General features: G+C 55.1%; 12 protein-coding genes and 1 tRNA gene. 1 reads left to right on the top strand and 12 read right to left on the bottom strand.

The genetic code is table 11. The annotated features are described in order from the left end of the window. The first annotated feature begins 27 nt into the window (after positions 1–27). Positions 28–1,275 carry an IS256 family transposase gene (locus M4NBBH2_RS03105; protein ID WP_116269219.1) on the top strand — a complete coding sequence of 416 codons (1,248 nt, stop codon included), beginning with the start codon at positions 28–30 and terminating at the stop codon, positions 1,273–1,275. A gap of 62 nt (positions 1,276–1,337) precedes the next feature. On the opposite strand, the gene M4NBBH2_RS03110 is transcribed toward M4NBBH2_RS03105, so the two are convergent. From M4NBBH2_RS03110 to atpE, 12 genes are all read right to left on the bottom strand, one after another. After that, positions 1,338–2,318: a Tim44 domain-containing protein gene (locus M4NBBH2_RS03110; RefSeq protein WP_116269659.1), complete on the bottom strand. Its 981-nt coding sequence runs from the start codon at positions 2,316–2,318 to the stop codon at positions 1,338–1,340. Positions 2,319–2,367: 49 nt separating this feature from the next. After that, positions 2,368–3,135, bottom strand: a complete 768-nt coding sequence (gene ubiE, locus M4NBBH2_RS03115) for a bifunctional demethylmenaquinone methyltransferase/2-methoxy-6-polyprenyl-1,4-benzoquinol methylase UbiE (RefSeq protein ID WP_022444205.1) — start codon at positions 3,133–3,135, stop codon at positions 2,368–2,370. Positions 3,136–3,326: 191 nt separating this feature from the next. Next, positions 3,327–3,401: transfer RNA gene (locus M4NBBH2_RS03120), tRNA-Arg, on the bottom strand. A gap of 50 nt (positions 3,402–3,451) precedes the next feature. Next, positions 3,452–5,482, bottom strand: a complete 2,031-nt coding sequence (priA, locus tag M4NBBH2_RS03125; protein WP_116269660.1) for a replication restart helicase PriA — start codon at positions 5,480–5,482, stop codon at positions 3,452–3,454. 5 nt (positions 5,483–5,487) lie between these two features. Continuing rightward, positions 5,488–6,558: a uroporphyrinogen decarboxylase gene (hemE, locus tag M4NBBH2_RS03130; RefSeq protein WP_116269661.1), complete on the bottom strand. Its 1,071-nt coding sequence runs from the start codon at positions 6,556–6,558 to the stop codon at positions 5,488–5,490. Between the two features lie 129 nt (positions 6,559–6,687). Then, the gene (locus tag M4NBBH2_RS03135) at positions 6,688–7,107 is read right to left on the bottom strand and encodes a F0F1 ATP synthase subunit epsilon (protein WP_022442734.1); all 420 of its coding nucleotides are present in this window, start codon (positions 7,105–7,107) and stop codon (positions 6,688–6,690) included. A 55-nt stretch (positions 7,108–7,162) separates the two neighbouring features. Continuing rightward, positions 7,163–8,566 carry a F0F1 ATP synthase subunit beta gene (gene atpD, locus M4NBBH2_RS03140; protein ID WP_116269662.1) on the bottom strand — a complete coding sequence of 468 codons (1,404 nt, stop codon included), beginning with the start codon at positions 8,564–8,566 and terminating at the stop codon, positions 7,163–7,165. 32 nt (positions 8,567–8,598) lie between these two features. Next, entirely contained in the window at positions 8,599–9,486 is an 888-nt protein-coding gene (gene atpG, locus M4NBBH2_RS03145; RefSeq protein ID WP_022442736.1) for a F0F1 ATP synthase subunit gamma, read from the bottom strand. A gap of 28 nt (positions 9,487–9,514) precedes the next feature. Next, positions 9,515–11,056 (bottom strand): F0F1 ATP synthase subunit alpha, encoded by a 1,542-nt coding sequence (gene atpA / locus M4NBBH2_RS03150; RefSeq protein WP_116269663.1) that lies wholly within the window; start codon positions 11,054–11,056, stop codon positions 9,515–9,517. 16 nt (positions 11,057–11,072) lie between these two features. Then, the gene (locus tag M4NBBH2_RS03155; protein WP_022442738.1) at positions 11,073–11,627 is read right to left on the bottom strand and encodes a F0F1 ATP synthase subunit delta; all 555 of its coding nucleotides are present in this window, start codon (positions 11,625–11,627) and stop codon (positions 11,073–11,075) included. Positions 11,628–11,629: 2 nt separating this feature from the next. After that, entirely contained in the window at positions 11,630–12,100 is a 471-nt protein-coding gene (locus M4NBBH2_RS03160; protein ID WP_022442739.1) for a F0F1 ATP synthase subunit B, read from the bottom strand. 87 nt (positions 12,101–12,187) lie between these two features. Beyond that, positions 12,188–12,430 carry a F0F1 ATP synthase subunit C gene (atpE, locus tag M4NBBH2_RS03165; protein WP_022442740.1) on the bottom strand — a complete coding sequence of 81 codons (243 nt, stop codon included), beginning with the start codon at positions 12,428–12,430 and terminating at the stop codon, positions 12,188–12,190. Between the last annotated feature and the right edge of the window lie 12 nt (positions 12,431–12,442).

Below are 12,442 nucleotides of genomic sequence, written 5' to 3' on the forward strand. Positions count from 1 at the left end.
AGATAATTGCTCTTGGAGGAGCCTCAAATGAAACGAAAGACAGACCCCTTGGATAGTGTTGCAGGACAGATTTTAGAAAACGCCAAGAAATCCGGGCTTGAGATTAATACCGCAGAGGATGCGGAAAATCTTATGGCCCATATGCTCGGTCGGCTGCTGACTCAAATGCTTGACGGTGAAATGACCAATCATCTCGGTTACGAAAGAGGCGGTAAACGTGTCACCGAAAATGAGCGTAACGGGCATAGTTCGAAAACCCTCAAATCGTCCAGCCTTGGAAATATCCGTATTGACGTACCCAGAGACCGCAAGGGAGAGTTTGAGCCGAGGGTCGTTCCTAAGCATAAACGCCAGCTGGCGGGGTTTGAGGACAAGGTTCTGGCCTTGTACGCCAGAGGGCTCTCAACCCGGGAAATTCAAGGCTTTCTCTATGATGAATACGGTATGGAGACCAGTGCCGAATTTATCAGCGATGTTACGGACGCCATCCTTCCTGAGGTTGAAAAATGGCAGAACCGTCCTCTGGATCCGTTTTATACAACTGTTTTCTTTGACGCTATTCGAGTCAAAATCCGAGGTGATAATGGCATTGTTACCCCGAAAGCGGTCCATCTTGCCTTGGGCGTAAACGCCCAGGGCCGCAAGGAAGTTTTGGGGATGTGGGTCGCTGATAACGAAAGCGCAAAATATTGGCTTAAGGTCTTCACTGAACTCAAAAACAGGGGGGTGTCTGATATTCTGATTGCTGTCACAGACGGACTCAAGGGAATGAAGGAGGCGCTTGAAGCTGCCTTTCCCAACACTCTGCTGCAGACCTGCATTGTTCACCTGATCAGGAACAGTCTGAAATTCGTCGGATATAAGGATTACAAGGCCGTAGCCGGCGCGCTGAAGCCCATTTACCGGGCCGTAAACGCGGCTGATGCGCGGAAGGAACTGGACGCTTTTGCACAGTCGGAACTGGGGCTCAGATACCCTTACATCGCCAAACAGTGGATCGATTCCTGGGATAAGGTGATCCCCTTCTTTGATTTTTCCCCAAATATCCGCAGACTTATTTATACAACCAATGCCATAGAGAGCCTTAATCGGGATCTAAGAAAAGTAATTAAGACCCGAGCTGCTTTCCCTACTGAAACGGCTGCTTTGAAACTTCTCTTTCTGGCAATCCGGAAAGTAGAGAAAAGATGGGTGCGGCCTTCTCCATACTGGAGTGCCGCTATGAGAGAATTGGTTGTGCTATTTGGTGACCGAATCACCCCCTACATCGATTAACCTTGAACGAGCCGCCCACAAAAAATTACACACCCTCTTCTTGTGAAAAAACGTACTGAAAATCAGGCTTCGACCTGCTGGATTCCAGCGAGGAGCCAGCCCTGATTTCCGTTCTCAACCGGGCGGGTAAGCGACCAGACTTCGTTCACGTTTTCAATCTCATCCGTATTGCCGCCGGAGACCTTGAGTCGGCCGGTAAAGTGAACCGCGGCCACATACTCGCTGCCTTCCGTGATCACGCCGAGAAGCTTGGCGTCGAGCGTCTCAACCGCGATCTTCAGCTCTTCGCCCTTACGGTCGCGGAGCTGATGCGTGAGAACCGTGAAGACTTCATCCGTGCAGAACTCGCTCAGCTGCAGCACGTTGCCGGTGCTCCAGGCATCCTGAAGCCGGGTGAAGTTCTTCTTGCATTCAGCGACGAAAGCGGTTTCATCAAACCCGGCCGGAATCGTGTTCTGGGCAGCCTTCTGGGAGAACTCATCCAGGACAGAACCCGGGCGGGCATTGCTCTGGAAAGCGGCCGGAGCGGCAGCGGGCGCCGGTTCAGCGGCAGGCGCGGGGGCAGCCGCCGGCGGCTCCTCGCGCTGATAATTCATGCCGGAAAGCGTACCGGTCGAATCAGCGGAACGCTGAACCGGAGTCTGACGGCGGGCAAAAATGAAGCGCAGCACGGCAAACGCCACAACAGCGATCAGGATCAGCATCAGAATGCTGGCAAAACCGGATCCAAGCCCCAGGTAGTGAGCCAGAGCCGCGATGCCGAGCGCCGCGGCGGCGCCCATCAGCATGTTACGGATCGGGCTGGCCGGCTTCGGCTGAGCCGCAGGGGTCGGAGCAGCGGCAGGAGCAGGTCTCTGCTGCTGAGGAGCAGCCTGAGGCTGCGGAGTGCTACGAGGAAGCTGAGCGGTACCCGCCGGGGCCATCTGCGCCGGGGCCGGACGGCCGAAGCTCGCGCCGCCGCCGAAACGCCGCGCCGCATCTGCATTGGTGACCAGAGCCAGCGCCATGATTCCTGCTGCCACAAGGGGGAAAAACTTCTTCATATCCTTTCCTAATTAAGAAAAAATGAGCCCAAACCAGTGAGTTGCAACGTCAGGCTTTCCTGCCGATATGGAGAGCGCAGATGCCGAACGTCAGGTTTTCCCACGTGACCGTGGAGAATCCTGCCGTCTTCATGAGCTCAGCCACTTCGGCTTGGGCCGGAAAGCGCCGGATAGACTCGACCAGGTACTCATAGCTGTCGTGATCGCCAGCTATCTTAGATCCTAGCCAAGGCATAAATTTAAAAGAGTAAAAATCGTAAAAAGGTGCAAGCCAGCGGTCGCAGTGCGAGAATTCAAGCACCATCGCGCGTCCGCCGGGTTTGGTCACCCGGCACATTTCCCGTAACGCCCGGTCTTTGTGTGTCATATTGCGAAGACCGAAAGAGACTGTTACAACATCAAAAGTGTTGTCCGGGAAAGGGAGCTGCTCGCAGTCGCAGAGCGCCACGCGGCAGTTGACACCCTCCTGGCGGAAACGCTGTGCGCCGAGCCTGAGCATCTCGTGATTGATATCAGTCGCCCACACTTCCCCTTCCGGACCGGCATTCTGAGCAAACTTCAGCGCCAGGTCCCCGGTGCCGGAGGCGATATCAAGCACTTTCCATCCCTTCTGAACACCCGCTTTGGCAATCGTGTGATGCTTCCAGAGCCGATGCATGCCAAATGACAGCACGTCATTCATCAGATCGTACTTCGGCGCGACGGAATCAAAGACTTCGCGGACCTTCTCTTCCTTGTCGGTTTCTTTTACTTCGGCGAAGCCAAAGTCTGTCTGGTTCTTTCCCGTATTTTTTTGATCTGGCATTTTTTCAGTCATGCGGCCTGCAGAAATTTATTCTCATTGATGCGGAATTACGCTCGTAGAGTCTAACGAAATTCATGGATCCCTTTCAGCCAAGCTCCGGCAGGAGCAGATCCTTCAGGTATGAAGATTCCGGATACAGCCGTATCCCTGATGGAAGACATTGAAAAACAAGGGGAAAATTGAAGAGACGACTTCAGGTGACCTGGTGCCTCCGGAAGGAGTCGAACCTTCAATTCAGCCTTCGGAGGGCTGCGTGAAATCCGTTTCACTACGGAGGCACAGAGAAGTTAATTATAGGGATATTTGGAGAATTTTGCGAATTTCTTTTTTAATACCGCTGCGGATCAACCTCAAGCGTGAGGGCGCCTCCCGAGCAGGGACCGATCACCTGAACCCATGCTCTGAGGAACTGCAGCAGCTCCCGATGGGTCCTTCCTTCGATCAGAAGCTGGGCCCGGTTTCGGTTAGCCACTTTAACGATCGTCATCGGCACGGGATCATAAATCGCGACGCCGCCCCCGTCCGGCAGTTTCGACTGAATTTCAAGCCCGGTCTCCACCGCGTGACGGAGAAGCTCAAGCGCCTGGGGCAGCTCCTTCTGCTCAGAGGTAAGAAGCGCCTGATACACAAAAGGCGGCGCCCCGTCCCTCTTTCTGATCTTCAGCATCTGGTCCGCAAAGCCCTGATAATCCTGGTGCGCGAGGAAAGTGAAGATCTCATCATCCGGAAAGGCGGTTTCGACCAGCACTTCGCTCTTCAGGCCGGCACGGCCCGCGCGGCCTGACACCTGCATCATTGTCGCGAATGCTCTCTCCCGGGCTCTGACATCAGTCGAAATCAACTGACTGTCAATATTCAGAATGACGACGAGGCTTACCTTTTTGAAGTCGTGCCCCTTCGCGATCATCTGAGTTCCGATCAGGATATCGACCTTCCCCTCATGCACATCCTGAAAGGCTTTATCGGTGCTGCGCTTGGTCTTGAAATTATCGCGGTCAATTCTCAGACGCCGGGCGTCTGGCCAGAGTTTTCCGATTTCCTCTTCAATCCTCTGGGTACCGATACCGACCGGGAGGATATCGGCTGCGCCGCACCCCGGGCAGCGCGCCGGAACCCGCTGCGTATAGCCGCAATGGTGGCAGACCAGGCTTCGCGTGTCTTTATGAAAGACCATAAAAGCGGAGCAGTGGGGGCACGCCGACTTCCAGCCGCAGGACGGGCACATCAGCACCGGAGAGAATCCCCGGCGGTTGATATAGACAAGCACCTGCTCATGCTTCTGCAGCGTTGCCCCGATCGCTTCCTTCACCTCTTCGGAAAGCACCTCTCCTTTTTTCAGCGTCCTTGTATCGACAAGACGAAGCCGCGGCGGCTCCGCTTTGGAAACCGCCTTATGGGACAGCGTGAGAAGCCGGTAGCTTCCGCTTCTCGCGCGGGACCAGCTTTCAAGTGACGGCGTGGCAGACCCCAGAATGACCGGGATACCGAGACTCTGGGCGCGCTTCACCGAAAGATCCCTCGCAGAATACCGCGCGCCGTCCCCGCCTTTGTAGGAAAGGTCATGCTCCTCATCCACCACGATGAGCGCAAGCTGCCTGAAACTCGCGAGCGCGGCCATCCGGGTGCCGACCAGAATCCTCGCCCGGCCTTCATGGACTGCCAGCCAGGATCTCGCCCGCTGAGCGTCCGGAAGATCGGAATTCAGCACGACGACAGATTCATCCGCGAAATGGCTCCGGACACGCTCTTCGAGCTGCGGCGTCAGATTGATTTCCGGAACCAGCAGAAGCACCTGATTCTGAGGTGACTGCTCGAGCACCCGGCGCATGACCTGAAGGTAGATCTCAGTCTTCCCGGACCCCGTCACCCCGAACAGGAGCCAGGTCTGGAAGCCCTTTGCCGTCAGAATCGCTGCTATCGCGTCTTTCTGTTCAGGATTCAGATCCAGTGCCGGAGCCGGGGCAGGATTTTTTTCCGGAGCCGGCAGTGTCCGGATTTTTTCAAGAGACGACTGATAACGGACGCCGGGCTTCTTTCTGAAGAAGGTGGGCAGCGCCGGTATAGCGACCTCACCCCACGTCCTGCAGTAATAGTGCGAGGCAAAGCGTGTGAGCGACAGCCATTCGGAGGAGAGAGGCGGAATCCCGAATCGAACTGCGGACACTGACCGCAGTCTTTTGTTCTCGATATCGGTCCAGGGCCGGAGCCCCGTCACAATTCCCGCCTTCTGCTGCCGTCCGACAGGAACCATGACGATATCGCCGACCGCAAGAAGCTGTTCCGCCGGGACCTTATAGTCCAGCTCCGGCAGACCCGGCACATCAACAATGACTCTTGCGAACTGCTCCGAAACGGTCATCGTTTTCAGATGTGATACTGACGGCTGTAGTGATGCACTTCGTCAACGAGTGCATGGACGAGTTCCACCGGTGTATTGAGATCAACACCGTGGCCCAGATTGAAGACATGACCGCCCTGGCCGACAGGACCATAGGCATCGAGCACGAGACGAGCCTCTTCGCGCACCGTCTTCTCATCAGAGAGAAGCACGGCCGGATCAAGATTGCCCTGAAGGGCGACCCGGTCCTTCACCTCTTCGCGGGCACGGGCAAGGTTCATCGTCCAGTCGAGTCCCACGGCGTCAGCGCCGCAGGAGGCGATATCCTTCAGCCACACTGAGCCGCCCTTCGTGAAGACCACGACCGGCACGCGGCGGCCTTCGTGTTCGCGCGTCAGATTCGCGATCACGTTGCGGATACTCGCGAGTGAATACTGCTGATAGAGCCCGTCCGCGAGGCAGCCGCCCCAGGTATCAAAAATCTGGATCGCCTGCGCGCCGGCTTCGATCTGGGCATTCAGATACTCAGTCACCGCCTTCTCATTCACTGAAATAACCTTCTGGAACAGATCCGGACGGCGATACATCATCGACTTCACGGTGAAGAAATTGCGGCTGCCGCGTCCTTCAATCATGTAGCAGGCAAGCGTGAAGGGGCTGCCGGAGAAACCGAAAAGCGGCACCCGTCCCTGCAGCGCGCTGCGGATGCTCGACACCGCGTCTGTCACATACTTCAGATCCGTTCCGACATCGGGGACGTGAAGCTTCACAACCGCTTCCTCACTCTGAACCGGAGATTCGAAAACCGGCCCCTCACCCGGAACAAATTTCAGTCCAAGCCCCATCGCATCGGGCACTGTCAGGATGTCGGAGAAGAGAATCGCGGCATCCAGATCAAAGCGATCCACCGGCTGCAGCGTCACTTCCGTGGCGTATTCGGGAGAATGGGCCAGATTCAGGAAGCTCCCCGCCTTCTCGCGCGTTGCCCGGTACTCCGGAAGGAACCGTCCTGCCTGACGCATCAGCCAGATCGGCGTATAGGGCACGGGTTCCTTCTGCAACGCCTTGAGAAGATTGTCATTAATAAGTTCTGTCATGGGGAGATCACCTGAAATTTCTATAACCGAATGGTCAAATGTGAAGATACTTTACCAGAAGGGCCAAACCGGATCCGGTAAAAAAAAACGGGGCTTTCGCCCCGTTCGCTCGCTGTTGATCAGCACTGATCAGCGCTTGCCAGACAACTTCTTGATCTCTGCCAGCTCGGCCGTAAGGGCCAGCATTTCGGCCTCGAGTCGAGCAATTTCCAGAGAACCAGTTGCATTCTGACGCTTTGCCTTGGCATCTTCGAGAGCTTTCTTGGCCTTCGCTTCATCCAGATCTTCACTGCGGACAGCAGTGTCGGCCAGAACGGTCACGGAGTTCGGCTGCACTTCAAGAATGCCGCCAGCCACGAAAATGCGCCTTACTTCATCCGATTCCGGAAGAGTTACTCTGACAAAGCCAGGCTTGATCTGAGTAATAAAAGGCACATGACCGGGAAGAACACCCAATTCGCCTTCAACACCGGGCAGAGCAACGAATTTTGCGTCACCGGAAAAAACCGTCTTTTCCGCATTGACGACATCTACTTTCAAAGTTTTCATTAAGTAGCCCCGCTGTTGGTTCAGGCTGGATCCATCGGATCCAGCCCGAGTTTGATTACTTCAGAGTCTTGGCCTTCTCGAAGGCTTCGTCGATCGTACCGACCATGTAGAACGCCTGTTCGGGCAGTTCATCACACTCGCCATCGACAATCATCTTGAAGCCGCGAATCGTTTCCTTCAGGGGCACGTACTTGCCGGGGTTGCCGGTAAACACTTCGGCCACGTGGAACGGCTGGGACATAAAGCGCTGGATCTTACGGGCGCGGGCAACCGTGAGCTTGTCATCGGGAGCCAGTTCGTCCATACCCAGAATGGCGATAATGTCGCGGAGTTCCTTGTAGCGCTGCAGGGTTTCCTGAACGCGACGGGTCGTCTGATAGTGCTCTTCGCCGATGATGTTGGGGTCAACCTGACGGGACGTGGAGTCCAGCGGATCGACGGCCGGATAAATACCGAGAGAGGCAATATCACGGGACAGCACGATCGTGGCGTCCAAGTGCTGGAAGGTCGTAGCCGGAGACGGGTCAGTCAAGTCGTCAGCAGGCACGTACACGGCCTGGACGGAAGTAATGGAGCCAGTCTTCGTGGAAGCAATACGTTCCTGAAGCTTGCCCATTTCTTCAGCCAGAGTCGGCTGGTAGCCCACGGCGGACGGCATACGGCCGAGCAGAGCGGACACTTCAGTACCGGCCAGCGTATAACGATAAATGTTATCGATGAACAGCAGAATGTCTTTGCCTTCGTCACGGAAGGACTCAGCCATCGTCAGACCGGTAAGAGCCACACGGAGACGGTTTCCCGGGGGTTCGTTCATCTGACCGAACACCATGGCCACCTTATCGAGCACCTTCGCGCCCTGCATTTCGTGGTAGAAGTCGTTGCCCTCACGGGTACGTTCGCCCACGCCTGCAAACACGGAGTAGCCGCCGTAAGCCTTAGCGATGTTGTTGATGAACTCCATCATGTTCACGGTCTTGCCCACACCGGCACCGCCGAACAGACCGACCTTGCCGCCCTTGGCAAACGGGCAGATAAGGTCAATAACCTTAATGCCGGTTTCCAGGAGCTCAACAGACGGGCTCAGTTCGTCGAACTTCGGGGCTTCGCGGTGAATCGGCATCTTGTGATCGGTCTTGATCTCGCCCATCTCATCGATCGGCTTGCCAAGAACGTTCATGATGCGGCCGAGGGTGCCTTCACCAACCGGAACGGAGATTTCCGCGCCAGTGGCGTGCACCTTCATGCCACGCTGCAGACCATCGGAAGAACCCATGGCGATGCAGCGAACGATTCCGTCACCAAGCTGCTGTTCAACTTCAAAAGTCAAACCCTGCTCGGCGAGCTTATTGTTCTCGTCCGGTTCAAGAACGAGAGCCTCGTAGACCTTCGGCATCTGATCGCGCGGGAACTGCACGTCCACCACAGCGCCGATGACCTGAACGATTTGTCCGATATTCATTATTGGATAATCCTCAGTTTCAAATCCTAGCGTTAAGACACAGCAGCCGCACCACCCACGATTTCAGTAATTTCCTTCGTGATGGCGGCCTGACGTGTCTTATTGAAGACAAGCTGCAGTTCGTTGGAGAGTTTCTTCGCGTTGTCCGTAGCGGCCTTCATAGCCACCATACGGGCACTCTGCTCAGAAGCCATGTTCTCTGCAACAGCCTGGTAAATAAGAGCTTCAACGTAACGATTCAGCAGCAGATCAAGGACTGCAGGAGCGCTAGGCTCATACTCGTAGTCCCAGGAGTACTGCTTGTCGGCAGTTTCGTCTTCAGAAGCATCAACTGCTTTCTTCGGAAGCGGAAGAAGCTGCTCGATAACGGGTTCCTGCTTCATCGCATTGATGAAACGGGAGTAGGCGAGGTAAACAGCAGACACCTCACCCTTTGCGAACGCATCAATCTGGACTCGAATGGCACCAATCAGACGGTCGAGGTTGGGCTGATCGCCCAGCGCAACCGCCTGACTCTGCACCGGCGTACCCAACCGCTGCAGAAAACCGAGGCCTTTATTACCAATAGCAGAAGCGAAAAGCTCATTCCCCTCGGCATCCCACTTTTTAATGGTAGCCAGTACATCACGGAGAATATTGGTATTCAAAGCACCCGCCAGGCCCTTATCCGTCGTGATCAGGATAAGACCGATTTTTTTGGCGTCATTGTGCGAAGCGAGGAACGGATGATGGTAGTCCGTATTGGAGGCTGCAAGGTGCGAAATAATCGTACGAATTCTTGAGCCATACGGACGAGCCGCAAACATCCGGTCCTGCGCCTTGCGCATCTTCGAGGCCGCCACCATCTGCATCGCGTTCGTGATCTTGCGCGTATTGTTTACGCTCTTGATCTTCATGCGTATTTCTTTTGTGCTGGGCATTGGGTCCTCTAGGGTCGCTTACTACGCTTTAAAAAGCACCGTTCTTCTTGAACTCATTCACTGCAGCTTCGAGAGCGGCAGCGTCGTCCTTATCGAGGACCTTCTTGTCTTCGATACGGCCAACGAGATCGGCGTGATGTTCCTGCATGAAGTCGCGCATAGCACGCTCAACACGGAGGGCATCCTTGACAGCAACGTTGTCATAGAAGCCGATGTTCACGGAGAACAGAACCAGTGCTTCTTCCCAAACCTGAAGCGGGCGATACTGCGGCTGCTTCATCAGTTCAGTCACAACGCGACCGCGTTCGAGTTCTTTACGGGTGGTTTCATCAAGGTCAGAGGCGAACTGAGCGAAAGCTGCGAGTTCACGATACTGAGCGAGGGCCAGACGGACACCGCCGCCGAGCTTCTTGATGACCTTAGTCTGAGCAGCACCGCCGACTCGGGAAACGGAAATACCCGGGTTGATAGCGGGGCGAATACCGGCGTTGAACAGGTCGGTCTCAAGGAAGATCTGGCCGTCGGTAATAGAAATCACGTTCGTCGGAACGAAGGCGGTAACGTCGCCGGCCTGCGTTTCGATGATCGGGAGAGCGGTCATGGAACCGGTCTTGCCCTTCACTTCGCCCTTGGTGAAGCGTTCAACGTATTCGGCGTTCACACGAGCAGCGCGCTCGAGCAGACGGGAATGCAGATAGAACACATCGCCCGGGTAGGCTTCACGTCCCGGCGGACGGCGAAGCAGCAGGGATATCTGACGATAGGCCCAGGCCTGCTTGGTCAGATCGTCATAAACGATCAGGGAGTCCTGGCCGCGATCGCGGAAGTACTCGCCCATCGTGGCGCCAGCGTACGGAGCGATGTACTGCAGAGCAGCCGTATCGGAAGCCGTAGCGGCAACGACGATCGTGTAGTCCATGGCACCGTGCTCAGTCAGCTGACGGACGACGTTCGCGACCGTGGAAGCCTTCTGGCCAATAGCGACATAAACGCAGATCAGGTTCTTGCCCTTCTGGTTGATGATCGTGTCGAGAGCGACAGCCGTCTTGCCGGTCTGACGGTCGCCAATGATCAGCTCACGCTGACCGCGGCCGATCGGCACCATGGCGTCGATGGACTTAAGACCGGTCTGAACCGGCTGATCAACCGACTGACGTTCAATAACGCCAGGGGCGATCTTTTCGACCACGTCGTAGGCCTTCGCATCGATCGGGCCCTTGCCGTCAATCGGCTGACCCAGGGCGTTGACCACACGGCCAATCAGCTCAGGGCCGACGGGAACCTGAAGAATACGACCCGTCGTACGGACGGTATCGCCTTCAGAAATATGGGTGTATTCACCGAGAATAACCGCGCCGACGGAGTCACGCTCCAGGTTCATTGCCAGGCCATAGGTATTGCCCGGGAACTCCAGCATTTCGCCCTGCATCACGTCGGAAAGACCATGAATACGGACAATGCCGTCGGTAACGGAAATCACGGTGCCTTGCGTACGAAGATCGGCCGAGACCCCAAGGTCTTCGATCCGCTTCTTCAGCAAATCACTGATTTCACTAGGATTGAGTTGCATTATTCAGCTCCGGAATTTATGCGGTAAGGGCCGTCTTCATCGCTTCGAGACGAGCACTGATCGAACCATCTAAGACCTGGTCTCCAACACGGATGCGGACGCCACCGATCAACTCAGGGTTGACGGTCACATCAGACACAAGCTTCTTGTTGGGGAAGCGATGGGCAAGAGCCTTAAGGAGGCTTTGCACCTCATCGTCGGTCATACCGAAAGCGGTTTCGATATGAACTTCGGCAATACCCTCCGCGTCGTTAATGAGCGTGCGGAAGTCATTAACGATCTCGGACCAAGCTTCAATTCGACCATTATCGAGAACGACGGTAAGGAGATTAGAAACTTCTTTCTGAATTTCCTCTCCTGCAAGAGCGCTCTTAATCAGATCAATCATCTGACTGGGAAGCAGGCGAGGATCTCCAAACAGCTGAGAAAACTCAGGAGTCTTGATGACGGTGGAGATATTCTCCAGAGTCTTCAGAACAGCCTTGCATTCCTCGATAGATGCGTGACGATCTTCAAGCGCCTGGAACAGCCCCTTTGCATAAGGCCGCGCTATTGTCGAAATCTCTGCCATGACTAAAGCTTCGCCTTCAGTTGATCAAGCATATCCTTATGGATATCTGCGTTAACTTCACGCTTCAAAATCTGCTCGGCACCGGCGATAGCCAGCTGAGCAACCTGATCCCTGAGAGCTTCTTTAGCACGCTGCATTTCCTGAGCCGCTTCGTCCTTCGCGGTCTGAACAATGCGATTGGCTTCAACTTCAGCCTGCTGCTTAGCCTGCTCAACGATAGACTGACCACGTTTCTCGCCATCAGCCACAATCGTCATAGCCTGAGCTCGGGCTTCAGTTTCGATAGCCTGCTGCTTCTGCGAGGCTTCGACCAGGGCACTCTGTCCCAGATCTGCAGCCCTCAGTCCCTCAGCGATCTTCTTTTGCCGATTTTCAATTGCCCTAATCAGCGGCGGCCAGATGTACTTCATGGTGATCCAAGCACCAAGAAGGAACACGACCAATTGAACGAAAAGTGAGGCGTTAATGTTCATTATTGAGTCCCGTAGAGTTGAATGATGAGGCGATATGCCACACCTATTCAACAAGTCAGCTAAAACGTAATTTGGTAACTACTTTTATTAGCCGACGAAGGGATTGGCGAAAGCGAACATCATGGCAATACCGACGCCAATCAGGTAAGCAGCATCGATCAGACCGGCGAGAATGAACATCTTGGTCTGAAGGGTATCGATCAGCTCAGGCTGACGGGCAGAGGCTTCGAGGTACTTGGAGCCCATGATGGCGATACCGATGGAGGCACCCATAGCACCCAGACCGATGATAATGCCGCAAGCCAGGGCAACGATAGCAACGTTAGTCATTTAAAAAAACTC

It is taken from the genome of Mesosutterella multiformis, assembly GCF_003402575.1.
GTDB classification, from domain to species: domain Bacteria; phylum Pseudomonadota; class Gammaproteobacteria; order Burkholderiales; family Burkholderiaceae_F; genus Mesosutterella; species Mesosutterella multiformis.